The organism is Intestinimonas massiliensis (ex Afouda et al. 2020), assembly GCF_001244995.1.
Taxonomy (GTDB): domain Bacteria; phylum Bacillota; class Clostridia; order Oscillospirales; family Oscillospiraceae; genus Intestinimonas; species Intestinimonas massiliensis.
This window is the reverse complement of sequence record NZ_LN869529.1, coordinates 332,016-357,102: the sequence shown is the minus strand read 5'-3', so window position 1 is coordinate 357,102 and position 25,087 is coordinate 332,016. Positions and strand designations below refer to the sequence as shown.

Annotated in this window: 18 protein-coding genes; 6 read left to right on the top strand and 12 right to left on the bottom strand. The window is 61.1% G+C overall.

All coding sequences use genetic code 11. The annotated features are described in order from the left end of the window. Nucleotides 1–12: 12 nt before the first annotated feature. From nagB to BN2154_RS05800, 3 genes are all read left to right on the top strand, one after another. Entirely contained in the window at nt 13–765 is a 753-nt protein-coding gene (gene nagB, locus BN2154_RS05810) for a glucosamine-6-phosphate deaminase (protein ID WP_050617930.1), read from the top strand. Further along, nucleotides 762–1,892 carry an N-acetylglucosamine-6-phosphate deacetylase gene (nagA, locus tag BN2154_RS05805; RefSeq protein WP_050617929.1) on the top strand — a complete coding sequence of 377 codons (1,131 nt, stop codon included), beginning with the start codon at nt 762–764 and terminating at the stop codon, nt 1,890–1,892. Before nagB ends, nagA begins: the two co-directional genes overlap by 4 nt. 809 nt (nt 1,893–2,701) lie before the next feature. Continuing rightward, the gene (locus BN2154_RS05800; RefSeq protein WP_050617928.1) at nt 2,702–3,175 is read left to right on the top strand and encodes a TspO/MBR family protein; all 474 of its coding nucleotides are present in this window, start codon (nt 2,702–2,704) and stop codon (nt 3,173–3,175) included. A gap of 125 nt (nt 3,176–3,300) precedes the next feature. Here BN2154_RS05800 and BN2154_RS05795 read toward each other — a convergent pair whose 3' ends face one another. Then, entirely contained in the window at nt 3,301–4,602 is a 1,302-nt protein-coding gene (locus BN2154_RS05795) for an SLC13 family permease (RefSeq protein ID WP_050617927.1), read from the bottom strand. Nucleotides 4,603–4,662: 60 nt separating this feature from the next. Further along, on the bottom strand, nt 4,663–7,074 hold the full coding sequence (locus tag BN2154_RS05790) for a pyruvate formate lyase family protein (RefSeq protein WP_195892316.1): 2,412 nt from the start codon (nt 7,072–7,074) through the stop codon (nt 4,663–4,665). A 310-nt stretch (nt 7,075–7,384) separates the two neighbouring features. Here BN2154_RS05790 and BN2154_RS05785 point away from each other — a divergent pair, with 310 nt between their 5' ends. Further along, the gene (locus BN2154_RS05785; protein ID WP_050617925.1) at nt 7,385–8,950 is read left to right on the top strand and encodes a helix-turn-helix domain-containing protein; all 1,566 of its coding nucleotides are present in this window, start codon (nt 7,385–7,387) and stop codon (nt 8,948–8,950) included. Between the two features lie 64 nt (nt 8,951–9,014). Here the strand turns inward: BN2154_RS05785 and BN2154_RS05780 are convergent, their stop codons facing one another. The 3 genes from BN2154_RS05780 to BN2154_RS05770 are packed head-to-tail and all read right to left on the bottom strand — an operon-like array spanning nt 9,015 to nt 14,144. Further along, nucleotides 9,015–11,408 (bottom strand): pyruvate formate lyase family protein, encoded by a 2,394-nt coding sequence (locus BN2154_RS05780; RefSeq protein ID WP_050617924.1) that lies wholly within the window; start codon nt 11,406–11,408, stop codon nt 9,015–9,017. Nucleotides 11,409–11,450: 42 nt separating this feature from the next. Further along, on the bottom strand, nt 11,451–12,833 hold the full coding sequence (locus tag BN2154_RS05775; RefSeq protein ID WP_094762383.1) for an MmgE/PrpD family protein: 1,383 nt from the start codon (nt 12,831–12,833) through the stop codon (nt 11,451–11,453). 3 nt (nt 12,834–12,836) lie between these two features. Further along, on the bottom strand, nt 12,837–14,144 hold the full coding sequence (locus BN2154_RS05770; protein ID WP_050617922.1) for an SLC13 family permease: 1,308 nt from the start codon (nt 14,142–14,144) through the stop codon (nt 12,837–12,839). Nucleotides 14,145–14,419: 275 nt separating this feature from the next. On the opposite strand from BN2154_RS05770, the gene BN2154_RS05765 reads away from it, so the two are divergent. Continuing rightward, complete coding sequence (locus BN2154_RS05765; protein WP_154666647.1) at nt 14,420–16,030, top strand: PucR family transcriptional regulator; 1,611 nt, start codon at nt 14,420–14,422, stop codon at nt 16,028–16,030. Continuing rightward, on the top strand, nt 16,027–16,962 hold the full coding sequence (locus tag BN2154_RS05760) for a glycyl-radical enzyme activating protein (protein WP_050617920.1): 936 nt from the start codon (nt 16,027–16,029) through the stop codon (nt 16,960–16,962). The genes BN2154_RS05765 and BN2154_RS05760 overlap by 4 nt, the downstream gene beginning before the upstream one ends. Nucleotides 16,963–17,051: 89 nt before the next feature. Here the strand turns inward: BN2154_RS05760 and BN2154_RS05755 are convergent, their stop codons facing one another. The 7 genes from BN2154_RS05755 to BN2154_RS05725 form a co-directional block, all read right to left on the bottom strand. Further along, nucleotides 17,052–17,636, bottom strand: a complete 585-nt coding sequence (locus BN2154_RS05755; protein ID WP_050617919.1) for a dipicolinate synthase subunit B — start codon at nt 17,634–17,636, stop codon at nt 17,052–17,054. Between the two features lie 2 nt (nt 17,637–17,638). Next, complete coding sequence (locus tag BN2154_RS05750) at nt 17,639–18,178, bottom strand: NAD(P)-dependent oxidoreductase (protein WP_238073995.1); 540 nt, start codon at nt 18,176–18,178, stop codon at nt 17,639–17,641. 6 nt (nt 18,179–18,184) lie between these two features. After that, nucleotides 18,185–19,540, bottom strand: a complete 1,356-nt coding sequence (locus tag BN2154_RS05745; protein WP_050617918.1) for an MATE family efflux transporter — start codon at nt 19,538–19,540, stop codon at nt 18,185–18,187. Between the two features lie 14 nt (nt 19,541–19,554). Further along, nucleotides 19,555–21,147 (bottom strand): AMP-binding protein, encoded by a 1,593-nt coding sequence (locus BN2154_RS05740; RefSeq protein ID WP_050617917.1) that lies wholly within the window; start codon nt 21,145–21,147, stop codon nt 19,555–19,557. 120 nt (nt 21,148–21,267) lie between these two features. Further along, nucleotides 21,268–22,488: a CaiB/BaiF CoA transferase family protein gene (locus BN2154_RS05735; RefSeq protein ID WP_050617916.1), complete on the bottom strand. Its 1,221-nt coding sequence runs from the start codon at nt 22,486–22,488 to the stop codon at nt 21,268–21,270. A gap of 64 nt (nt 22,489–22,552) precedes the next feature. Next, the gene (locus BN2154_RS05730) at nt 22,553–23,887 is read right to left on the bottom strand and encodes a 2-hydroxyacyl-CoA dehydratase subunit D (RefSeq protein WP_207641544.1); all 1,335 of its coding nucleotides are present in this window, start codon (nt 23,885–23,887) and stop codon (nt 22,553–22,555) included. Next, entirely contained in the window at nt 23,880–25,055 is a 1,176-nt protein-coding gene (locus tag BN2154_RS05725; RefSeq protein WP_050617915.1) for a 2-hydroxyacyl-CoA dehydratase subunit D, read from the bottom strand. The genes BN2154_RS05730 and BN2154_RS05725 overlap by 8 nt, the downstream gene beginning before the upstream one ends. Nucleotides 25,056–25,087: the final 32 nt, after the last annotated feature.

Below are 25,087 nucleotides of genomic sequence, written 5' to 3'. Positions count from 1 at the left end.
GGAGATCACTCCATGCGCATTTACGAGTGCGCGGATTACCGCGCCATGAGCCGTCAGGCAGCCAATATCATTTCTGCTCAGGTGATCCTAAAGCCCGACTGCGTGCTGGGCCTGGCCACCGGCTCCACCCCCATCGGCACCTATGATCAGCTGGTGGAGTGGTGTGAGAAGAAGGATCTCTCCTTCTCCAAGATGCATAGCGTCAATCTGGACGAGTATCGGGGGCTAGGGGGTGACCACGATCAGAGCTATCGCTGGTTTATGAATCACTACCTGTTCAGCCGGGTGGACATTGACGTCAGCAAAACCAATGTCCCCAACGGTCTGGCGGAAGATCCCGACGCAGAGTGCGCCCGCTACGACGCCCTTATCGACTCTCTGGGCGGCATTGACCTCCAACTTCTGGGTCTGGGCCGCAACGGCCACATTGGCTTCAACGAGCCGGCCGATAAATTCACTCTTGGCACTCACGTAGTAAATCTGACTGAAAACACCATCGACGCCAACAAGCGGTTTTTCACCTCTGAGGCTGATGTGCCTCGTCAGGCTCTAACCATGGGCGTGAAGCACATCATGCAGGCTAAGCGGGTTCTGGTAGTTGTCAGCGGCATCGAAAAGGCAGACGCTGTCGTCAAAACGCTCTCCGGCAAGATTGATCCGCAGGTACCCGCCTCTATTCTTCAGATTCACCCCGATGTCATCATTGTAGCTGACCGCGCAGCATTGAGCAAGCTGCCTTCCCGGGAAGGAGTTGTAGTCATATGAAACTGGCCGGCGGACAGGTTTTTGATTCGACGAAAGGCTTTATCCTCCGGGATCTCTGTGTAGAAAACGGATTGATTACACAAGATGCCGACAGCTCTGTGGATGTGTCTGGCTGCTATCTCATTCCCGGGTTGACGGACCTCCACTTCCACGGATGTGTGGGAGAAGACTTCTCTGATGCATCGGCAGAAGGACTCCGGAAGATGGCAGATTATGAGCTGAGCCGGGGCATTACCCAGATCTGCCCGGCAGGTATGACGCTGTCCGAGGAGATTCTCACCGACGTGTGCAAAACCGCCGCTGCTCACAAGGCCGCAGGCCCAGGCGGCGCGGAGCTGGTAGGTATCAATTTGGAAGGTCCCTTTCTCTGCATGGCAAAAAAGGGAGCACAGAACGGCGCCTACCTTCACAATCCGGACCCCGCCATGCTCCATCGGCTTCAGGTAGCCGCAAACGGTCTGGTGAAACTGGTGACGCTGGCCTGCGAGCAGCCTGGCGCCATGGAGTTCATCAAGGGAGCAATTGACGACGGGGTGACGGTTTCTCTGGGCCACACCACCGCCAACTACGACACCGCTTACGCCGCCTATGCGGCAGGCGCACGGCAGGCTACCCACCTGTTCAACGCTATGTTGCCCTTTACCCATCGGGAACCTGGTGTGGTAGGCGCCGCCTTCGACCATCCCGAGGTCAAAGTGGAGCTGATTTGCGATGGCGTACACATTCATCCCAGCGTCATCCGCACCGTGTTCCAGCTCTTCGGTCGGGACCGGGTCATCATGGTTTCCGACTCCCTCCGGGCTACCGGGATGCCTGACGGCGAGTATCCTTTCGGCGGACAGGCCATCGAAGTACACGGCAATCGAGCCACCATAAAGGGTGATCCCAACACGCTGGCCGGCTCTGTCAGTGATTTGATGCAGTGCGTAAAAACCGTCACTGGCTTTGGTATCTCTCTGGAGGATGCCGTCACCGCAGCGGCGGTAAATCCTGCTAAGGTGCTGGGCATTTACGACCACGTCGGTTCTCTGGATGTGGGCAAGAATGCTAATATTGCCGTGCTGGACAAGGACTACAATCTGAAAGCAGTTCTCTTCCACGGCGAAGTGGTTTCCGGAGCGCTGTAACCCTCGCTTCTTCGTTTCCCGAAATGATAAGGCGCGGCCGCTACTCCATTTTCTAATGTCTGCGGCCATCCAAAAGGTGGAAACTTGTTGTAATTTCCCCAGGAGTTCCACTCTCCTTGCGGGGAGGCCGTTTCACAGAGGTGAATGGACTGTGGGCAAGCGCACGTCTACGGCATCACGGAAAATATCTCTAAACTTGCGTAAACTCGTTCCGTAGATATATATTGCTCACAGTGTAATATTTGAATATTTTCCATATAACGTAGATAAGACAACGCTTTCTCCGTTGTCAATACCAATTGGTTATAAAGTTTCTTGATTTTCATCTGAGGCGGTTCCATACGGTGTTCTGCGCTCGGTCGCGGCAAACGCCAGCCATTCAAAAGACGGAGCTTGACAGCAGTGCTTTTTGCTATGACGCGGCACGGGATGCCTATGTCTGTCCGGAGCGGTGGCCCGGAGGGACAGGCGATCAGCCTGTCCTCGGGCGGATTGTGGCCAGGGATGGCCGTCCCATTCGCGGCGCGGGTGGTTATCGCTCGTTCCTGTCGAGCCAGCTCGTCGCAAGCGTTATAGCGTCTGCGACGAGCTTTTCTATTTCACAGCAAACCTCGTCGTGCACGCATTCTGCTGCTTCTCGTCTCTAAACTGCAATCGCTGCGCTGGTCTGCGGCCTGGAAGGGGGAACGATTCCCGTGGCAGGCTGCGCACCGTTTTGCCTTATCATTTTCTAAGCCCGTCTGAAAGCAGTTGCTCTGAATGCATAATTGGGGAACAAACTCACATATTCTATGCTTGGGTGATTGTGTATGGAAAAGCACATGCGGAAACCATATCTCATTTGGATTGTCTTTACAGAAGCAGTCGGAGGCCTCTCCGGATGGCTGACCCGGGATGGCACCAAAGCCTATATGGCAACAGTGGAACAGCCTCCTTTGTCACCGCCCAGCATCGTGTTCCCAATTGTCTGGGCCGTTCTATTTGCACTCATGGGTTTCGGTGCCGCCCGGATCTACTCCGCACAGGCGTCCAGGGCACGTACCCACGGTCTGCTGCTTTTCCTTGTTCAGTTGGCGTTCAACTTTTTCTGGAGCATTATCTTCTTCAATCTCCAGAACTTTGGCTTTGCGCTTATCTGGTTGATCATATTATGGCTATTAATCCTGTGGATGATCTTCTCCTTCCGCAAGGTCGATCCTCTGGCGGCATGGCTGCAAATCCCCTATCTTCTCTGGGTAACCTTTGCCGCCTACTTGAATTTTGGTGTCTGGATACTGAACTGAAGCGCTGCAAGGAAGGGGGCCGCTGCAAATTGCAGCGGCCCCCTTTGTCCGTACCTCTATCCAGGAATTATGGGACTTCGAACTCAATTCCGGTTGCACTTGGTTTGACAATTCACTATGGACATTCACGCCTGGAACAGGCTAAACAAACCCAGTTCTGCGGCGATGATGGTAACCACCGGACACACCAGCGCGGCAACGATCATCTTGTTGGACAACAGCTCCTTCTGATCCTCATAGGGGTTGGCGGCGATGCACACGGCGCCTCCGGTGGAGAAGGGGGAGCAGGCCGTCGCCAGGCCACCGAAAAAGATACAGGTATACAAAGTGATGGGATTCAGGCTCAGGCTGGCTGCCAGCGCGGGAACCATAGGATACATAAGAGGCATGACGGTGGAGGTGGAACTGGAGAAGAAGCTGAGGAACGCGGCAAATAGGACGATGGCAGCGGGCACCAGGAGGCGCGGAATGCTGCTGCTCAGGACGCCGGAGATAAAATCCACCAGGCCGGCCTCAGCGGCCACCTTGATCAGGGAATAGACACCCACAATCATGACGATGGTGCTGATGGGGATCTTGCGGATCACCGTCTTCTCATCGCCCAGCTTCAGCACCGCGCACAGCAGCGCGCCCAGCATCATAATGACCTGCGGCTGGCACAACTGGTTCAGGGTGGACAGGATGGCCACGCCCTGAATCCAGGTGTTCAGGATGGGGGGCACTACCATCAGAAAGAAGGCCGCCAACAGGATGGTCACCGTTCTCTTCTGAATCGGGTTGAAGGCGGGCGGCCTCTGCCCCATGGCTACCTTATCGGCCTTGTGGCCCTTCAGGACAAGGTAAAACAGGACAATGATAAGGATGGTGATGATGCAGCAGTTGAACCAAATTTTTAGAGACCAATCCATGGTGGTGACCTCATCCACGCCGTTGGCGATAATCAGGTTCTTGGAGATGCTTCCGCCGTAGCCGTTGTAGGGGTTATTGGAGCCCACCAGGTTGCCGAAGGTGATGGCGATCGCCGTCAGGACCGGGTTTACGCCGGCTGTGGCGGCCATGACAAAAGCGAAGGGGCCCACGATAGCGGGAGTGGAGGCGCCCGCACCCAGCCCGCCCACGATGGCGGACACCGCGGCGATGGCAAAGGGCACCAGCTTGGCGTTGCCGCCCATGGCATACAGCAGCTTCTGCCCCAGCACCTCCATGGTGCCGTTTTCCGTGGCATAGTTGAAGAACAGGGAGATGGACAGCAGGTAGAATACGATGGTTGTGGGCCAGAAGGCGATGATGGCCGAGGCCTTCATACCCATGACGCAGATGCCGATGACAAAGGCAAAGCCCATTGCCAGGATACCCGTGTTGAGCTTGAACTTCCAGCCGACGAGGATGGAGATCACGATTGCGATGATACACAGCCAAAGTGCCATAAACCGTTACCTCTCTTTCTTTTTTGCGCGGAAGCGGGCCGCGCCCCTTTTCGCATTTCGTTACAGGTCCTGGGAGGTGCGCTCAATGACTTCGTCCTGGATGGATTCGGGCAGGCGGGTGAAGTAGGCGCTGTAGCCCGCCACCCGGACCACCAGCTCGGGATGCTCCTCCGGGTGGATCTTGGCGTCCTCCATCTCCGCCCGGTCCACCACGTTGAACTGGATGTGCTTGCCGCCATGGGTCAGATAGGTCTTGATCATAGAGCCCAGCTTCTTTAAATCGTCCTCGCTTTTCATGTTGGAAGGGTGAAACTTCATGTTCATTAGGGTGCCCTGATAGGGGTCCTGGTCCACCTCCATGGCGCTGCGGAACACCGCCAGCGGGCCGTGGGTATCCTGGCCGTGGTCAGGGGACAGGGAGGCGTCCGCCAGAATCTCGCCGCCCTTGCGCCCGTCGGCCGTAGCGCCGGTCAGCGCGCCGCCGGGCTGGTGGGCCGAGATGGAGATGGCGTTGGGCTTCAGGCTGTCGCCGTAGACGCAGGGCAGGCCCAGGCAGGTGTCGGCGTGGAGCTTGTAGACATCGGCCACCATGTCGTCCACCTCTTTATAGGCGTTGCCGTACTTGGGCTGGGCCTTGAACTCCTTCTGCATGGCCTCGTAGCCCACCCAGTCGGCGTCCAGCGCCTTCAGGAGCTCCTCCATGGTGTATTTTTTTTCATCAAAGACCAGCTTTTTGATGGCGTACAGGGCGTTTCCGGTGTTCACCCCGCCCACAGCGCCCAGCACAGCGCCATTCTCAAAATCGAACCGGCGGGTAAACATGTCTTTGCCCACCTTCACACCGTCCTTCATCAGGGCGGACCGGAACACATCGGGGAACAGGTCCCGCTCGGCGATCATCTCCACGTTGATGCGCTCGTTGGCCATACTCATCAGGTATCGGATCTCATCGTAGACGGCGCGCTTGAACTCCTCGAAGGTGGCCATCCGGGTCACATCGCCGGTGGGAAGCCCCACCATCTCCTTGGTGTAGCGGCAGTAGCCGTTGTGCATGGCGATGTCCATGGCGTGGGGGATGATGAAAAAGCAGGCCACCTGGGTGCGGGTCACGGCCGGAACATTGCCATCCACACAGCCGGTGGCGCAGTAGTCCCGGGCTACCTCAATGGGCAGCCGGTTGGTCTGGCTCTGGTTGGCAAAGAAATGGATGTAGGACTCATCCCCCAGGAAGGCGGGCATTCCCAAGCCGCTTCGGACGCACTCCAGCGCCTTGAGCATCAGCTTCTCCGGCGTGCCGGCATGGACCCGGACGGTCACGGTGTGGTGGGGCAGGTGGGTATCCCGGGCCGCCTCCAGCAGCAGATAGGACAGCTCATTGGTGGCGTCGGAGCCGTCGGCCTTCTGTCCGCCGATGGTCCAGTTGTACCACTTGGCCATGCCGGCGTTCTTGGCCCGGTTGGCCTTGCCGGAGACCCGGTTGACCTTCATCACCTTGCAGCGCATGATCTCCAGCAGCTCCAGCACCTCGCCGTCGGTAATCTTCCCTTCGTCAATATCCCTGCGGTAGAAGGGGTACATGTACTGGTCAAAGCGGCCTGCGGTGGATGTGGGCGAGGGGCAAATCATCAGGAAGGTGAACCAGAAGGACTGCATCGCCTCCCGGAAGCTCCCCGCGGGCTCATAGGGCACTTTTCGGCAGATCCGCGCCATCTCCAGCAGCTCGGCCTTCCGGACGGGGTCGTCCTCCTCCTCGGCCATCTGCTCCGCCAGCGCGGCGTAGCGGCCCGCGAAGCGGACCCACGCCTCGAACACGATGATAACGCCCTCCCAGAAGTTGCGCTTCTCAATGGCGTCCGGGCTGTCGTACCGCAGGTCCTCCAGGCACTTGCGCGCCTCGGACAGGATTCCCTTGGCGCCCTCGTTCAGGATGCGGGCGTAATCCACGCATACCAGCGAAAATCCCGGCCCCAGACCATACCCCGACATGGCGAAGCCGCCGCCGGAACCGCCCCTTTTGTCCTTCCAGGGTGGCAGGATGACTCCCGATTTCATGAAGGGCCACAGCCGGTCGTTCTCCCCCAGGCTCTTGCCCATGGCCTCCACCAGGTTGGTGTTCAGGGCGTTGCCGGCAAACCGCTCGTTGAGCCGATAGAGCTCTTCCTCATCCTCGGGGCTGATGTCGTAGATCTCGCTTTTCAGCGACTCCACCTCATCCTTGGTCCACACGCCGTACTCATACTGCATCTCCAGGCCAAAGGGCTTACTGGCTCCAGAGCCGCACAGCAGGTCGTCGGGCTCGATGAAAATGGTGATGTTGTCCAGGATATGGGCGTGGAGCTTGGAGCGGCGCAGCAGCATGGGCTCCCCCGCCGTCACATCCAGGGACTCGTTGGCCAGCCGGAACATCTCCACACACAGTGGATATTTGTTGACCCGCAGGCTCTCTTTCATACGTTTGACTCGGTCTGTCATCCTGTTTCCCCCTTCTATCCGCGCGGACATCCGACGCGGCCTTCGTCTGCAAAAATGTAGTGAACAAGTTCATCCTGAACATAACACACCGCTCCGCCCACTGCAAGAGGAGAAGCCTGCGTGGGATCTTTTCTGTATCAAGCGTACAATGAACGTGTTCACAAATGTGCGGGTTGCACATTTTTCACAATAGTTCCTTTTCTTTTTTCTCGCATCCTATGCAAAAGCTCCAGGTTTTGTGTATAATATGGGTGTTTCCTCCCCAGTCCCCTCCGTTCTTATAACTTCATGGCTGAAAAGAGGAGAGTTTATGTCAAGCCTGCGCTTTCTGCTCCGGCAACTGGAGCCTTTTGTCCTCCGCACCGCTCTCTGCCCCGGCCAGGATGCCTGTCCCGACCGGGTGGAGCTGCTCTGCACTCAGAAAACGCTGACCGCCGACCGGCTCTACCTGGGGGACGTGCGGGCGGCCACCGGACTATCCGGGGCCCGGATCGCTCCAGGGACCACCGTACTTCTCTCCGACGCCTGCGCCGACGACCTGCCGAAGCTCTCCCTTCCGGGCGGCAGTCTGGTTCTCTTTTCCTGCTCCCTGGCCAAGCTCTACAACACCCTGGCCGATGCCTCCGCCCGGAAAGCCGGCTGGCGCCATGCCTATCAGGAGCTCACCGACCACGGCGGAGGGCTCCACGCCATCGTGGCTCTCACCGCCAAGCTGGCCGGCTCCGCCGTCCTGCTGCTGGACCACAACGGACGAGTGGTGGCCGGAGCCGGGATGGAAGGCAGCGCCTATCTGTCCCGTCAGGTGGCCGCCACCGGCGCCCTCCCCCTGCGCACTGCCGAGCTGCTCTTCGGCAGCATGCCGCCGGACGGCGGCGGGTCCTGTGCCATCCCCGGCACCGAACTGGTCCTCTACGGCCGCCGCATGGCCCACCTGGGCGACCCCTTCGGGATGCTGCTCATCGAAGGCCGCCAGGAACGGGACGGGTCGGATGTACAGTCTTTGTGCGACTGCGCCGCCGACTGCCTCAGCCGCCGACTCCTCTCCCATGATCTGGAGCGGCTGGGCTCCAGCACCAAGCTCTTTCAGCAGTGCTGGGAGGATATTGTGGAACGCCGGCTCACCGACTCGGCTGAGATCCGTTCCGCCCTGTCCCGGATGCCCAATCCGGTGGAGCCGTTTGTGCAGGTGGCGGTGATTACCTTCGCCGGGGGCGGCGCCGGCGTACCCTACAATTATCTGCCGGCTCGGCTGCGGGAATGCTTTCCCAGAGCCAATCTGGCTGTCTACCACAAGGATGTGGTCATCCTGCTCAGTTACCGGGAGCGTACCTTCCGTCCCGAGCTGGACGACAGTGGGCAGCTCACCCGCCTGCTGGAGCGCTACAACGGCTTTATGGCCGTCAGCAACGGCACCCGCAACCTGGACGCACTGGGCTCCAATTTCCTGCTGGCCAAACGAACCGCGCTTCTGGCCCAGGCACTGCGCAAAAGCTGCGACGAGCGCATCTTCTTCCACGAGGACTACTCCATGTACTGCGTCATTGACCTGTGCGTGCAGCGCTATCTGGAGATTGAGGGCAACGACGACGTGCTCTACCTGGTGCATCCGGCAGTGATCCTGCTCACCCGCTACGACTCTCAGCATAACAGCAATCTGCGGGACGTGCTGTACTATTATCTGCTCAATGACCGCAATCTGGTCAAAACTGCCGCCGCCACCTACATGCACCGCAATACGGTCATCAACAAAGTCAACAAGATCCTGGACCTGCTGCAGTTGGATTTGGAGGACGGCAACCTGCGGCAGCGGCTGATGTTCTCCTGCCAGTTCATCCGGTATTATGAAAACGTCCTGAAGCGGGAGTTCCGGCCCTGAATGCCTTCCCAGCGCAAAAGCGCCTCCGTGCCGTGGCACGGAGGCGCTTTTGCGGAAGGGATCTTCAGGACAGCCGGTTCTCGGTCCGGGCGATGATCTCGTCCTGGACGGCCTTGGTCAGCAGGGTAAAGTAGGTGCTGTAGCCCGCGACACGGACCACCAGGTCCCGGTAATCCTGGGGCTTCTCCTGGGCCTTGTGCAGGGTTTCGTTGTCCACCACATTGAACTGAATGTGCTTGCCGCCGTTGGTCAGGTAGGTCCGGATCAGGGCGCCCAGCTTATGGATGTCGTCCTCGCTGCCCAGCGCGGTGGGATGGAGCTTCATGTTCAGCAGCATGGCATTGAAGGGGTCCTGGTTGATCTTCATGGCGCTGCACAGTGAGACCGTAGGGCCCTTTCGGTCCGTACCCTGAGCCGGAGAAGCCACGCCGTCGGGAAGGGTGTCTCCCGCATGGCGGCCGTCAGGCGTGGCACAGGTATAGCTCCCGCCGGGGGCATGAGCGGTGATGGAGATACCGGTGGGACGGGGCGGTACGCCGTAGACGGTGGTAAAAGTATTGCATCTGTTGGCCCAGAACCTATAGAGGTCGGCGGCGATATCGTCCACCAGATCGTCTCCGTTGCCGAATTTGGGCGCGGCCACACATCGCTTGTGCAGCTCCTCGTGACCCTCCCAGTCGGCCTCGATGGCTTGGAACAGCTCCTCCATGGTGCACACCTGATCCTGGAACACCAGCTTTTTCACTGCGGCCAGGGAATTGGCCACCGAGATCATGCCCACCGGGTTCAGGAGCGAGGCGTTCTCATAGGGCATCTTTCGGTCCATGATATCCTTGCCGCACTTGATGCCGTCATAGGCAAAGGCAGAGTGGACCACGTCGCAGTTTACCGCCCGGGTGACGCGGATGAGGATGTTGTGCTCCTCATTGTACATGCCCATAAAATAGTAAAGTTGTTTTTTAAAGGCAGCTTCGAAGTCCTCATAGCTCTTAAAGTCCCTCATCTCGCCGGTCTCGGGTCCAATGCGTTCGCCGGTCTCCCGCATGATACCGTTGTGCATGGTGATGTCCAGCACCTTGGGCACGATGAACATGCCCAGGGCGTTGATGCGGGACTTGCCGGGCAGATTCAGGTCCAGACAGCCCGCCAGGGCATAGTCCCGCGCCTCCTCCAGCGGCACCCCCTGGTCCACCAGGCCCTGGATATAGCTCTTGTCCGAGACAAAGGCAGGCATACCCAGGCCGGTCTTGACCAGCTCCAGGGCTTTCTGCATCAACTTTTCCGGCGTTTTGTCATGAACCCGCAGCGTGATGGTGAATTGGGGAGTCCGGACCTCGTCGGCCGCGCGCAGGATCAGATAGCTTAACTCATTGGAGGCGTCGTTGCCGTCCTTGTCCACGCCGCCGATGACGAAGTTGTGCCACCGGGCCATGCCGGCCCACTTGTCCCGCTGTTTGGCGTTGCCGGAGACAAAGTTGAACTGCATGATTTTGATGCGCAGGCACTCGATGAGCTCTACCACATCGTCGTCGGTGAGCGCACCGCTGGCGATATCCTTTTGGTAGAAGGGATACATATACTGGTCAAACCGGCCGCCGGGAACGGTGCCGTGGGTGATCATCATCCAGTAAAACCAGAAGTTCTGGATGGCGTCCCGGAATCCCCGGGAGGGCTTTTCCGCGATCCAGTGGCAGGTGTCGGCCATCTGCTCCAGTTCAGCTCTCCGCTTGGGCTCGGCGCACCGGGCGGCGGCCTCCAGGCAGGCGTCGCCATACCGATGGTACATGCGCACCATGGCTTCCAGGGCGATAACGACGGCCTGGAGATACATGGCCTTGTCAAAGGAGTCATCATCCACATAACGGATCTGACGCAGCTCCTCTTTGGCCTCATCCAGGGTCTTGTGGATGCCCTCGGTGACGATTTTACCGTAGTCGGGGACAAAGAAGCTCAGGCCGATGCCCAGACCCCAGCCGAAGCCTGCGCCGCCGGAGCCCCGGCCCTTTACCTTGCTGGTCCAGGGCGGACATAGGATTCCGGAGCGGATAAAGGGCCACATGCGTTCATCATCGTAAAAGCGTCCCTGCCACTCATACATCTGCCGGTCCTGACCGTCCCAGAAGGAATCCAGGCTCCGCAGGGTCTTTCGGTCCTCGTCGGAGATGGTGTAGTTGCCCTCCAGGATGGAATCCAGATCGTCGTCGTCCCAGAAGGGGCCCCAGCAGGAGGCCTCCAGACCCATGGGCTTGCTGGCTACGTTGCCCACAATGAGCTCGTCCTCGTCCACATAGATGGTCCGATGGTCCAAATAGTCGGCGGTGGCGTGGGCCCGGCTCAGGATGGCCGGCAGACCCTCGTGCTTCTTCCAGGACTCGATGACCAGTTTTGCCTTCTCCGCGCAGAAGGGGAATTTGTCCACCTTCAGCGCCGCCTGCATCCGTTTGATTCTGTCTGTCATACTTGGTTCCTCCGTTTTCATGTGCGATGTCGCAGTTTGTATTTACAGCAGGTCGAAAAGTCCGTTCATGTCTTCCAGCTCCTCCAGGTGCAGGATCGTGCCGTAGAGCTGCTCCAGCCGCTCCGGACAGATGGGCTTCTTCGCCCGCGCAGCGCAGTCCAAAAACTTGCGGCGCAGCGCCTCCTCCCCCATGGGATGTTCCACACAGCCCAGGGGATGTTCCAGGTGCAGGGAAAACTCCCCCCGCACCGTCCGGATGGTGAGGTCCGTGTACTTGTTCTGCTCCTTGGTCCAGTCCGGGCGAATGGCGCAGGTCACCTTGTCCCCCATGGCCAGCACCGCTGGGTCGGACAGCCGCTCGGTCTCAAAGCTGTCCAGCCCCACCTGGCCGCAGACTGCCGCGGTGCCCACCACAAAGGGCAGACTGAATTTGGCGATGGCGGCGGACCGGGGCCGGTACTTTACATCGCGGGGCTCGGTGACCATACGGCCGATCTCCTGAAGAGTGATGTGGATGGACTGGATCTCCCCCGGTTCGATGTGGTGCTCCCGCATCAGAGTGAGCACCCCGTCAATGGAGGTATGGGTGGCACGGCAGGACGGCCAGGGCTTGAAGCTGATGAACTGGCCCTGAAACACCGTCCCCAAACCCTCCAGCACCTTTTCCGGGGTATAGTTGTCCCGGGCGTACATGTGGTAGTAGCCCAGCTTTCCCTCAAAAGGCGTCTCAAACCGAGCCGGCACCCCCCGCCCGGCCAGTAGCGCCGACTGTACCGCAGCCTGGGCGGCAAAGCCCTCCCGGACGGTTCGTACAGCGGAGCCGGCGCTGTTGGCCGCCTCGCCGCTGCAGGTAGCTTGGCACAGGTTCAGCGCCACTGCGTCCGCGAGCTGCCCCTCGTCCAGGTCCAGCAGCTTACCGGCTCCCAGCACCGCCCCCATGGAGCCGTGGATGGGGGGCATGTTCCAGCCGTATTTCAGCAGGTCCTCGTTGACCCCCAGGTCCAGGCGGCAGCAGATATCGCTGGCCAGGGCCATGGCAGTCAGGAAGCTCCGCCCCGAAACGCCCCCGATGTGCTGGCTCAAAGCCATAAGGGCGGGCAAAGCAGCGGAATTGGGATGGACGGTGGCTGTCTCGTGGGAATCCTCGTAGTCCAGCGCGTGGACCAGCGCCCCATTGGCCAGTGCCGCCAGCATGGGGGAGGTCTTTTCCTCACGGCCCAGGATCGTGCACCGTCCCCGGCCCTCCTCCGCCGCAAAAGCGGCAAAGGGGGCGGAGGCGGCATCCAGCCCGGTGGCCGCCAGCATAACGGCCAGCATGTCGGCCAGGGACTGTTTCTGCGCCGCCAAGGCGGCGGCGGGGATATCGCCATAGCCCGTGGTCCGCACATGACGAATCAGCGCCTGGGAAAGTCTGTTTTCTTTCATGGCTTATACCAGACCGTACAGCCCGACAGCACCCAGCACGGCGGCCACAAGCACCAGCGCGGCGGCTGAGAGGATGAGCGGCAGAAACATTTTCTCCCGGATATCATCCTGTTTGATGTTGGCCAGGGTCAGGGAGCCGCCGCCGGAGAAGGGGGACACGGCGGAGGCGTTGGCCCCGATGGCGATGCCGGCATAGAGCGCATGATAGTTGACGCCCACGGCTGTGGTCAGTACGGAGGGCACCAGCACAAACAGGGTGGGAACCACCACGGAGGAGCCGGCAGAGAAAACGCTCATGAAGCCGGCCAGCAGGACGAACATGGGCACGATGATCGCCGTGGGCACGTTGCCGCCGATCCAGGTGCCGATGAGGTCCACTGCGCCTCCCTCGGAGGCCACGCCCACCAGCATTGACACGCCAGCCAGCATCATCAGGGTGTTCCAGGGGATGTGTCGGGTGACCACGGTCTTGGCGTCCGCCAGTTTCAGCAGGGCGGCCACGGTGGCCAGCACGATGCACACCAGGGAGATATCCAGCTTTCTGGACAGAGCGGCCAGGGCGCTCAAACCCAGGTTGCCCAGCAGAGAGGGAACCACCATCAGAACCACCAGGACCAGAATCAGCGCAAAGGTCTTTTTCTGCACAGGCGTCATGGGCTCCGGCCGGGTGATAAAGTTGGTATCGGTCACCCTAGCTTTCCAGCCGCGGAACAGCAGGAAGGTCAGGATACCGGAGACCAGCGCAAACAGTGCGCAGGTAAAAAAGCCGTTCCAAAGGATGGAATCCACCTCTTCGGCATGAATACCGGCCTCCAGAACGCCGCGTTGGATGTTGGCGCCCTGCCCCCAGGGGACCTGTGCGCCGATGTACGAGCCGATATTGACCATCAGGGAGCCAAACAGGGGGTTCATATTGGTGGCCAGGCAGATGGAGATGATGATGGGCATCAGCACGGCATTGGGCGCATACGGGGAGGCGCCCGTCATACAGATCACGCCCGCAATCAGGAAGAAGACCCAGGGCAGGATGCTGGGGAACCGGCGGAATCGGTAGACCAGGATGAGAGTGATCTGCCGAAGGGTGCCATTTTCATTGGCGTAGCCAAACAGCCAGCAGATGCCGATGATGGTAAAGAGGATCTTGGCAGGAAACATGCCGACCACGACCGAAGTCTTCAGTCCCAGACCAAACACGCCGATGAGATAGGCAAAGGACATGGAGATCAGGCCGATTGCATCGAACTTGTTGCCGAAATAGATGGAGAGGACCATTGCCACAAGAAACAGGATCAGGACTGTCGAAGCTGACATAGAAAAAACCTCCTCATTCTTTCTTTCCTGGCCGGGCGGCGCCGCGGTACGCCGCCCATTCGCTGGCGCAAGCATAGCATGACATTTCCGGTTTCCGCAACAGTCGTCCAGCGCCCGGACCGGATTCCTGTGCATGAACGCCATTTTTGATGAACCTGTTCAGCACCTATGCACAAACTTTGGAACTCCATAAAAACCGGATGACATTTCGCACAGGATTTGCTATAATGAACCTGTTCATAAATGTATAAATGGTACAGAGGCGGGGGAGTTCCATGTCGCAACTGGAATACTGGATACAGCCGCTGCAGGGATACCTTCTGGCCCGGCCGGCCGTCAGGGCGAGCCTGCCTCAGATACGGGCAGTCCGGTTTGTCCGCCACTGGGAGGGACCCGATCCCACCGTATTGTGGCTGGGCGAAGGGGCAGAGATCCGCTCCTTTCTGGAGATATCCGGAGACCTGTCCGGCGTCACTTTTTTTGCCGCCGGCGACGCCGCGGGGCTGCTTTCTCTGGCAGAGTCCCGCTCGGTCAACCTGGTGATCACCCGTCTGGAGCTGCTGGACCTCCATGAACGGCTGTCCGCCGTGCTGCGCCGCCACCAGGAGTGGAACGTTCTCCTGCTGCGCGCTGCCGGACGCCGCCACAGCATCCAGGATGTGGTGGACACGGCGGCGGAGCTGGCGGGCGGGGCCCTGTTCCTGCTGAATGCCGGCTGCCGCGTGGTCTTTTTTGGTGGGAGAGCCTGTCTGGACAGTGCGCCCGCCCGGGAGATGCTGGAACGGGGCCTGCTCTCCCCCAATACCGCCCGGGACCTGCTGGAAGAAGGGCGGACCGATTCCGCCGTCCCGCTCTGCCGGGTCATGGGCAGCGAGGGCAGGTGCTGGTCACGCCGGGTCTTTCAGGATGACAGTCTGATCTCCCGCATGCTGCTCTTTACCCCCCGCGACTGGTGCGACGGTGACGCCTGCACCCTGCTGGACCTGGTGCAGGACAATGTCAGCCGGGTGGCCGCCGCGGAGAAAGGCGCCTATTGGGCGGGCGCCGATTTCAAGACGCTCCTTACCGATCTGCTCACCGGCAAGCTCACGGGCGAGGATGAGATCAGCCGCCGCTTCTCCCTAATCTCCCGCATTCCCCAGCAGTTTTGCAGCTTTATCATTGTGGAGCCCACCGCTCCCGGCGCTTTGCCGGTCTCTCCGACCTCCCTTTTGGCACAGTTGGAGGCCATCTTCCCCGAGAGCAACGCCGCCCTCTATGACGGCGGGATCGTACTGCTGCTCAGCCGGCCGGGCCGGGATTTCCAGCCCGCCCCCGTTTTTGATCGGGAACAGCTCCGGGATCTGCTGACCCGCTACGACGCCTTTGCCGCCATCAGCAACGCCACCAGCCGCCGCGCCATGCTGCGCACCAACTATCTGCTGACCAAAAGCGTTCTGCAACTGGGACGGGCCCTGCGCTCATGCGAAAAGGAACGCATCTTCTTTTTTGAGGACTACGCCGAGTACATTGCCATCGACCTGTGCATTAACAGCTTCAGTGCCCTGTTGGGCCATGACGATATCATTTATCTGACGCACCCCGACGCAGTGAAACTCTATCGCTACGATCTGGCCCACAAATCCAATCTGCTGGACGTGCTCTACTATTACTGCCTCAAAAACTGCAGCGTCTCCCAGGCCGCCCGGGCTGCCTATATGCACCGCAACACCTTCTCCGCCCGGCTGGCCAAGCTGCAGGAGCTGTCCAAAGCCGACCTGGCCAACGGCGAAATCCAGCAGCGCATGGTCTTCTCCTGTAAGATTCTGCGGTATTACGACCGCTACGCCAAAATTAATCTGGGCAAGCGATTGGCCGCTTCGCCTCCACAGGAAGGAAAGGAATGACCTCCATGACGGAAGCTCTCAGAGCTGTCCCCGGCACCGTGTTCAACATCCAGCACTACTGCATCCACGACGGGCCCGGCATCCGGACCAACGTGTTTGTCAAGGGGTGCCCCCTGCGGTGCCTGTGGTGCGCCAACCCGGAGTCCCAGGCCGGGGCGCCCCAGCTCATGTACCTTGCGGACAAGTGCACCGGCTGCGGCCAATGCATCCAGACCTGTCCCCAAAAGGCGGTCTCCCGCCGGACGGACCGCCCCGACCGGGTCCACACCGACCGCACGCTCTGCACCGCCTGCGGCCGCTGTGTGGATGGCTGTCCCACCGAGGCCCGCAGCATCATGGGCCATACCATGACAGCGGGCGAAGCCTTTGACGAGGTGGCCGGAGACCGGCTCTTTTACGGCACGGACGGCGGGCTTACCGTCACTGGCGGCGAGGCCCTGGCGCACCCACAATTCACCGGGGCCCTGACAGAGCTGTGCCGGCAGGCGGGCATTACCACCGCCGTGGAGACCTGCGGTGCGGTGCCCTGGGCGGTCATGGAACCGGTCCTCGCCCACACCGATATCGTTCTCTACGATATAAAGCACATGGATTCCGCCCGGCACCGGGCGTACACCGGCCAGGGAAATGAGCTGATTCTAGCCAACCTGGAGCACATTTCCCGCCGGACGGACTGCACCATCATCGTCCGCTGCCCGGTCATCCCGCCCTGTAATGATCGTGCGGAAAACCTGCACGCTCTGGGCCGTTTTTTGACCGAAAAGGCCATCCGGTGCAGTGAGATCAACCTGCTGCCCTACCACAACCTGGGCCAGGGCAAGCGGGAACAGCTTGAGCCCGGCACCGAGGGCTTCACCAGCCGTACCCCCTCCCAGGAGGAGGTGGAGCGTCTGCGGGACATCCTGCGCGGATACGGCTTTGTGGTGAAGTAGATCGGCGGTGAAAAAGGGGAAGGCGCCCTTGGCGGCGCAGCAAAAAGGCCGTGGACGGCGTACGCCGTCCACGGCCTTTTTGCGCTTTCTCAACACCCGGCGGCCAGCAGCAGGGGCTGAAGCTGCCTGCCCTCAAGCGCCGCGTCGATGGTATCCGGGATTCGGGTGAAGTCGGCCACCAGGGAGGTGGGTTTCTTCTCCGGATCATCCTGTCCGTAGGGGACAAAGTATACGTACTTTTTCTCCAGCAGCGCGCCGATGTTCTTGGCCGACGCGCCCAGTCCGTCGTTGGTGCTCACGGCCAGCACCACGGGGCGGCCGTTGCGCCACATCGCCTTGGCCGCCATGGTCACCGCCGTGTCGCTGAAGCCGTTGGCCAGCCGGGCCAGGGTACTGCCCGTGCAGGGGGCGATGACCAGCACATCCAGCAGTTTTTGCGGGCCGATGGGCTCCGCCTTGGGGATGGAATCGATCACCCGCTTGTCGCAGATGCGCTCCATCTCCCGCATAAACTCATGGGCCTCCCCGAAGCGGGTGTCGGTATCGGCGCTTCTTTCCGAGACGATGGGCGTCACGTCCCCGTAGCGGGCCCGTACCTGCTCCAGCGCCGCCATGGCCTTGTCATAGGTACAAAAGGAGCCGCAGAAGGCAAAGCCCACGCGCAGGTGTTCCATAGTCATACTCCTAACTCATGCAAAATGTGATAGATCGTGTCCCGTATGGCCCGGCCCGCTGTGACGGGAGCCACCTTGCCCGGCAGCGACAGGGCCCAGATCACCCGGACTCCCATCTGGGACGCCGCCTCCAGGTCCACTCCCCCGGGCTTGGAGGCCAGGTCCACCACCAGACAGCCGGGCTTCAGGTCGGCCAGGTAGCCGGCGCCCAGCACCCGGCCGGGCACTGTGTTGATTACCAAATCATAGGCGCACAGCCAGCCTCCCAGTTGGTCGATGCGCTCCGCCCCGTAGCCGTAGGCCTCCGCCCAGGCCAGATCGGCCCACTTTCGGGCCGCTACGCTGACCTTGGCCCCCAAGGCGGCGAAGCGGTGGGCCGCCAGCTTGCCCAGCCGCCCAAAGCCCAGCACCAGCACCCGGGCCCGATGTAGAGTGATGGGCAGCTCCTCCATGGCGATCTGCACGGCCCCCTCTGCGGTGGGCACCGCATTGGCGGTCGGACACAGAAAAAAGGCAGCGGCTACGCCGCTGCCTTTTTTCACTCGAGCCTAAACCGCCCGGATTCTCTTGATCCACTTACCGCTCCGCAGGCGGAAGATACACCACACCGCCTTGATAACGTGGTCGATGCGCAGGCAGAAAAAGATCCAGAAGGGCGGCCACTCCCACACCAGGCCCGCCCCGGCCCCCAGCGGTACGCTGACCACCCAGAGGAAACACACGTCGGCAACCATCAAGAAACGGGTGTCGCCTCCACCCCGGAGCACCCCCTTGGTCAGGATGGAACTGACGGCCATAAACACCGTTATCACTCCCACCGCGTTCATCAGCTCCATCGCCACGGCGTGGGTCTCCGCCGTGATCTGGTAGCTTCCCACCCCCAGAGGGCTGACCGCCACAATGATCCCGCCGCACAGCCCGCCCAGAAGGACCCCCAGCACCGCAAAGGTCACGCCCTGCCGCTGGGCCTTCTCCATCTCGCCAAGGCCCAGGGTGTTTCCGGTAATGATGACCGCCGCCTGCCCCAACCCCGCTGTGAATACGGTGGTAATCTGCTGGGCGACGCTGGTAATGGTGTTGGCCGACATAAAGGTCCGGCCGATATGACCGGCCACCGCCATGGTCATGCTGTTTCCCAGTCCCAGCAGGGTGTCACTGACCAGCACGGGTAGGGAGATACGCAGATACTCCGGCAACAGGTCGCCGCAGGGCAGCAGCAGGTCCCGGACCCGGAACCGGAGCTTCCGGTCCCGCAGGAGGAAATAGCCGCAGATGACGGCAAATTCAAAGGCCCGGCTGATGAGGGTACCCAGAGCCGCCCCCGCCACCCCCATGGCGGGGGCCCCCAACTTGCCGAAAATAAACATCCAGTTGAAAAAGATATTGAGGAAGAAGGCCCCCACCGCTGTGAGCAGCGGAATGTGCATCTGTCCGGTGTTCCGCAGGACGATGGTGGTGGTCATGGATAAGCCATAGAAGAAAAAGCAGGGCAGTGCCCAGCGCAGGTAGCGCACGCCCTCGGCCACCACCTCTCCGTCCGGCGTCAGCAGTCCCATGATGCCCGCCGGAGCCGCCGCCACCGCCGCCGTGAACACCAGCGCCGTCAGCAGGCAGAAGCGGTACATCAGCACCAGGGTCTTGCGCAGGCTGGCGTGCTCCTCCGCGCCCCAGTACCGGGCGATGAGCACGCTGGCCCCCATCCCCAACCCCATGCACATGAAATGGAACAGGTTGTGGACCTGGGCGGCCATGGAACTGGCGGAGAGAGCCGTCTCATCCAACTGTCCCAGCATCACGGTGTCCATCATATTGACCCCCACCGTAATGATCTGCTGGGCCGAGATGGGCCCGCCGAGGAGCAAGATCTTCCGATAAAAGCTCCGGTCCCGGACGAACAGCGCCATGTTCCTCCCCCCTTTCAGTCCGAGGTCAGGCCCAGGGTCTCCCGCGCCAGGTCCTTGAGCTCCTGCACCCGGACCTTTCCGGTCAGGGTCTCAGGCAGGCGTTCCAAAAACAGGATGTACTGGGGCACCTTGAAGTCGGCCAGGCCGGCTTTCAGCTCCGTCTTCAGTTCCGCCTCTGTGCAGCGGGCCCCCTTGCGGCATACCACGCACAGGCAGACCACCTCCCCGTAGTGGGGGTCGGGCACGCCCACCGCCTTGCAGGTCTCTACGCGGTCGTCTCCGGCCAGCACTGCCTCCACCTCCGCCGGGCTGATGTTCTCGCCGCCCCGGATGATGAGTTCCTTCAGACGGCCGGTCAGATGCACGTTCCCATCGCCGTCCAGATACCCCATATCCCCGGTGTGGAGCCAACCGTCGGCGTCTATAGTCCGGGCGGTGCACTCCGGCTGGCGGTAATAGCCCTGCATAACGGCGTAGCCCCGCACGCAGATCTCTCCCATCTGCCCCGCGGGCTGCTGCGCCCCGGTGCGGGGACAGACGATTTTCCCCTCTAGGTGGTCCATAAAGTGTCCTACCGTGGTGGCCCGCACCTCCAGAGAATCACCCAGGGCGGCGGTGGTGATGCCGGCGGTGGCCTCGGTCTGCCCTAAGCTAGACAGCAGCGTAAATCCGAAGCGGTCGTTGATTTCCCGAAAAAGCCGGGGCGGATACTGACTGCCACCGATGAAGCCGGTCCGTAGGGTGGAGATGTCCCAGGTGTCAAAGTCGGGGCGGCAAAGCATGGCGTGATACAGGGCTGGGACGCTGCTCATGACGGTGCAGCGTCCCTGACTCACCGCCTCCAGCAGGGCGGCAGTCCGCCGGGATTCCGGCAAATACAGGCAGGCGCCGACCGCGCAGGCCGCCATCACATTCACAGACAGGCAGAAGCAGTGGAAGATGGGCATAGCCACGCAGAAGCGGTCGGCCTGGGTGGCCCCCAGGTCGTTGGCCTGCTGGATACCGCTGTTGACCCGGCTGTAGTGGCTGCCCAGTACCGCCTTGGGGACGCTGGTGGTACCGCTGGTATAGAGGAGAAAGGCGGTGTCCTCCGGCCGCACCCGGACCTCTGCCCCAGCCAGCACCTCCTCCGAGGCCATACCTTCCTCCAGATCCTCCAGGGCCGCATACCCGCCGCAGCCCCGCTGCCCCGCGTAGAGGACCGCCTTCAGTCCGGACAACTCCTCCGTCAGGCCCCGGCAAAGCGCGGGGTAGTCCAGCTCTTTATAGCCATCTCCGATCACCAGATACCGGATGTCGCTGCGCTCCAGAAGTGTTTTGAGCTCCGTCCGCCCCAGGCTGGTGTTCAGCAGCGCGGTGACTGCGCCGATGCGGCTCGCCGCATACAGCAGCACGATCGCGTTGGGCTCCGCCTCGCACCAGAGAGCCAGGTGGTCCCCTTTGTCCACACCCCAGCCCAGCAGCCGCCGGGCCGTCCGATCCACCTCCCCGTCCAGTGCGGCATAGCTCCACACCCGGCCCCGGTACTCCAGGGCCGGCCGGTCCGGAAACCGCCGGGCCGTCCGCCGCAGCAGCCCTCCCACGGTCAGGTCTTCCAATGGCAGCATGTTCCTCACGTCTTTCTCTCCCTTTTCCCCGTATCCGGCACAAAAGACCGGCGCGCCGCCCCGCTCCAGAGCAGGGAGCGACGGCGGCGCGCCGGTCTGGCGGCATGCCCTCTGGCACGGTCAGATGACCTTTTTCTCCTTCAATGCGTCCAGTTCCTCACCAGACAGGCCCAACAGCCCCCCATAGACTTCCTGGTTGCTGCCGCCCAGCGCCGGGCTGCACTGGTACTCCACGTGATTCTCGCTGAGTCTTGGCGCGAAGCCGGGCACCTTCACCTTGCCCCGCTCGGGATGTTCGATCTCCACGATCATGCCCCGCTCCAGATATTGGGGATCGTTGGTGATGTCGGCGCAGTCCAGCAATGCGCCGGCAGGGATGTCCGCCTTGCACAGGATATCCATGGCGGTGATTTTGTCATAGTCCTTCAGCCAGTCCTTGATGGCACTGTCGCAGATCTCCCGGTGCTCGTACCGGGAGCGGGGCGTAGCCATCTCGGGGCAGACGTCCTGCTTCAGGTCGGGCCGCCCGATGACATCGCACAGATTGTCCCACTGCTTGCTGCCGGGGTGGCGGGAGCAGTAGATGTGCACATAGTCGTTGGGCCCGAAAGGCTTGCAGGGATACGTGTCCGACGGGGCCACATCCTCCAGGGGCATCCCGTTGGCCACCCGGCGGTTGGGCTTTCCGTTGTTGAGGTAGGGCTCCCACTGGGAACGGCTCAGACCGATCATAAAGTCCTGCATGGCCACGTCTACCCGCTGGCCGATCCCCTCCCGCTCCCGCTGGAGCAGGGCGGCGATGATGCTCATGGCCAGGGTGATGCCGGTGCCGGAGTCGGCCACCGAGATGCCGCACTTGATGGGTTGCTCGGGCAGACCGGTGGCGGAGACCATGACGCCGGTGTGGGTGGCGATGGGGTCGAAGGCTGGGTAGTCGGCGTAGGGGCCGTCCTGCGCGAAGCCCTTCAGGCTGGCATAGACGATCTTCGGGTTGATCTCCCGGCACGCCTCATAGGTCAGCCCCAGGTTGTCCATGGAGCCGGGCCCCATATTCTCCACGACGACGTCGCATTTGGCCACCAGGCGCCTGAGCAGATCCAGGCCCTCAGGGGCCTTGGCGTTGCAGGTGATGGACTTTTTGTTCATGTTCATCACCAAAAAGCCGTAGCTGTCCACGCCCGGATTGGCCTGGGAATAACGACCCAATTCCCCCTTCACCGGGCGCTCCACCTTGAATACGTCGGCCCCCAGCCAAGCCAGGGTCTCGGTGCACACAGTGCCGGACTCAAACTGGGTCATATCCAAAACGCGGTAACCGGAAAGCGGTCCTCTGCAAGCCATAGTAAGTACCTCCTATATTATAATACCGTTTTTTGCATTTGTGAACACATTCATATGAACCAGTTCATTTTTTATTGGGGATGACCCGCTGCTCGATAAACTCCTCCACCAGCCCGGTCATGGTGTCGGCGTTCCACTTACGGGCATCCACTGGGTCGGCCTTGAAGATGAGCACCGGGATGCCTGCGTCCTCCAGGGCCTTTTTGATGAAGTAGCTGCCTTCCACCGCCTGCATGCAGTTCTCCGGCACCATGTAGACCACGCCGTCGATATCGTTCTGGGCGGCCTGCTGGAGATACCACTGGCTGTTCCAGGGCGGCATGTGGAGAAAGTCCTCCATGCCGATATAACGGGCGGCCAGGGCCCGTAGGGGATCGGCCTCGACGTGGTTGCGGATGTAGGCGTCCGCCCCCATGGCCAGATACATGCTCCACATGAATACCGCGCCGTACTTCTGCTCAAAGCGCTGATAGAAGCTGAAATCGTGCCAGATGCCCCGTCCAATCCACATCAGGCGGTACTTCTCGTTGGGCACGGCGGCCTCGCCCTTGTCGGCCAGAGCCTTGACCTCCTCATACAGGCTTTTGGCATGGTCGGCAGCCCATTGGGTACCCCGCTGCCACTGGGCCTGCATCACGGCGTTGATGGTATCCACCACGGTGACGGGCACGGGGTGGCAAGCGGCGATGAGGTCCCGGGTCTTTTTGTACCACATCTCCTGCTCGTTGATAAGGTTCATCACCTGCTCGAGCTTGTTGATGTCGAACATCTTCCCGGTCTTCATCTCCAGGAAGCGGATGAGCTCCTTAAGCTCCTCCACGGCGGTATCCAGGCGGTCGGTGTCGTAGAGCTCCTCCCAGCGGTCGGGGGCCAGCTCAAACCACTTTAGGGGGGTCTTCCGAGCCACGGTATTCTCCATAGCGTAGAAGCTGGCCCCGTGATTCTGTGCAAAAAGTTCAAAGATCTTGCTCTGACAGTCGCAGGTCAGCCGGGTGATGGCGATGGTGGGGGCAGGCAGACCGCCCCAGGGCCCCAGAGGCCTGCCCTCGGCGTCCCTCTTGTGGTCGTCGGGGTCCAGGCTCTCGGCAAAGGCGGTGGCACAGTAGGAGCACAGGTCATCCCGGTAGCCGGCCTCCCGCAGCAGGCCGTAATACTTTTTGGTCATGCGCTTGGCTCCGCAGATGGCGGCCCACCACTGATTGACCACAAAGGGGATGTCCATGGCCCGCAGGACCTCCATGGGTACGTCGGCGTTGAGGTAACCGAAGTCCTCGCCCGCCTCCACCCGTGCCTTCAGCCCGGTAAACCACTCCTTTTGATGGGCTCCGGCGGCGGCCGTGGCCTTCAGCTTTTTGACGGCGGTGGACTGGGACTCCGCCATTTTCTTTCCGTCAGCCACGGCTGGCACCTCCTTTCAGTGTGGAGACAAAGGCTCTGAACCGCCCCTCTAGTCCCTCGTTGCGGTGGGCAGGCCAGGCCATCTTGGCAAAGCAGGCGGTGGGGATGCCCCGGCTCTCCAGACTCTTCTTCTGGCTGGGATAGTCCCAGCTCGCGGCCTCCTCGTAGATGTTGGTATAGAACACCACGGCCTGGGCGGCAGAGGCGTCCACTTCCCGGTCCAGCGCGGCCACCCGCTGGCTGACGAAGGCTTTTTTGCTGCTGAATTCCCGCAGCATGTACCGGTCCACCACCGCACGAACGGGGGAGTACTCGGGATTGTAGTCCCGGTCATACCAACGGTCGCCCCAGTCGTGGTCCTCGCCCACGATGACGGCGCCGGCCGCCTCAATCTGTTCATACAGGGCGGTATCCTCCTGGTTGCTGCCGGTGAAGAACACCCGCGGGCCGTGGAGGACAGGCCAGCTTTGGGCGTCGGTCACCACCTGTCTTACCAGAGCGGTATGGGCGGAGCGCTCCATGAAGAAGGCGCTGCCGATGATGACCAAGGCCTCGCTGCCGGTGATTCGGGGCTGCGCACACCGGCGCAAGGCGGCCATTTCCCGCAGAGCTTGCCGGTTTTCATTGCAGATGGCTCCGGCGGCGGCGATCTCTTCATCGGTGATGGCCCGGCCTGCCCACCGCTCCACCGTCTGGCGGAACAGCTCCAAGGTCTGCTCGTTGCGGACCTGGTGCAGACGGTTGCGGGTAAACAACCAATCGATGAACTCCACCGGCGGCACCGGCTTTTCCGGCTCCACCCGGCACAGCTCTCGCAGGTACAGATAGATACGGATGATGACATCGGTGCTGTTGGAGATGGCCAGGGCATCGATCTGGCGGTCATAGGTCCCGTCCACGATCTTTTCAAACTGGGCCCGGACCACCGGGTCGAAGGCGTATTCCAGATACTTGTCGGTCTCCACCAGGGGCTTTCCCACTTCGGCGTAGACCCGCACCGGCAGCATGCCGGCGGCCAGTATGAACTCGTCCGGAACATCGCAGCCCAGCTCCCCGACCACCTTTCCTCCATCGGCGCGCCACCGGGCGGCCACGGTCTCCCGGTGGTCGTAGACATCCTTCAGCGCGGCAAAGGCCTGGCTTCGCAGTGCGCATTCACGGATGCTCATAAGACATCACTTCCTTCTTTAATATCCTCGAT

Bases quoted from the DNA above. Each gene is read 5' to 3' on its own strand.
- BN2154_RS05765 (WP_154666647.1), top strand. From the start codon at position 14,420: ATGTCGCAACTGGAATACTGGATACAGCCGCTGCAGGGATACCTTCTG.
- BN2154_RS05735 (WP_050617916.1), bottom strand. From the start codon at position 22,488: ATGGCTTGCAGAGGACCGCTTTCCGGTTACCGCGTTTTGGATATGACC.
- BN2154_RS05800 (WP_050617928.1), top strand. From the start codon at position 2,702: ATGGAAAAGCACATGCGGAAACCATATCTCATTTGGATTGTCTTTACA.
- nagB (WP_050617930.1), top strand. From the start codon at position 13: ATGCGCATTTACGAGTGCGCGGATTACCGCGCCATGAGCCGTCAGGCA.
- BN2154_RS05775 (WP_094762383.1), bottom strand. From the start codon at position 12,833: ATGAAAGAAAACAGACTTTCCCAGGCGCTGATTCGTCATGTGCGGACC.
- BN2154_RS05755 (WP_050617919.1), bottom strand. From the start codon at position 17,636: ATGGAACACCTGCGCGTGGGCTTTGCCTTCTGCGGCTCCTTTTGTACC.
- BN2154_RS05795 (WP_050617927.1), bottom strand. From the start codon at position 4,602: ATGGCACTTTGGCTGTGTATCATCGCAATCGTGATCTCCATCCTCGTC.
- BN2154_RS05790 (WP_195892316.1), bottom strand. From the start codon at position 7,074: ATGACAGACCGAGTCAAACGTATGAAAGAGAGCCTGCGGGTCAACAAA.
- BN2154_RS05725 (WP_050617915.1), bottom strand. From the start codon at position 25,055: ATGAGCATCCGTGAATGCGCACTGCGAAGCCAGGCCTTTGCCGCGCTG.
- BN2154_RS05780 (WP_050617924.1), bottom strand. From the start codon at position 11,408: ATGACAGACAGAATCAAACGGATGCAGGCGGCGCTGAAGGTGGACAAA.
- BN2154_RS05740 (WP_050617917.1), bottom strand. From the start codon at position 21,147: ATGCTGCCATTGGAAGACCTGACCGTGGGAGGGCTGCTGCGGCGGACG.
- BN2154_RS05760 (WP_050617920.1), top strand. From the start codon at position 16,027: ATGACCTCCATGACGGAAGCTCTCAGAGCTGTCCCCGGCACCGTGTTC.
- BN2154_RS05745 (WP_050617918.1), bottom strand. From the start codon at position 19,540: ATGGCGCTGTTCGTCCGGGACCGGAGCTTTTATCGGAAGATCTTGCTC.
- nagA (WP_050617929.1), top strand. From the start codon at position 762: ATGAAACTGGCCGGCGGACAGGTTTTTGATTCGACGAAAGGCTTTATC.
- BN2154_RS05785 (WP_050617925.1), top strand. From the start codon at position 7,385: ATGTCAAGCCTGCGCTTTCTGCTCCGGCAACTGGAGCCTTTTGTCCTC.
- BN2154_RS05770 (WP_050617922.1), bottom strand. From the start codon at position 14,144: ATGTCAGCTTCGACAGTCCTGATCCTGTTTCTTGTGGCAATGGTCCTC.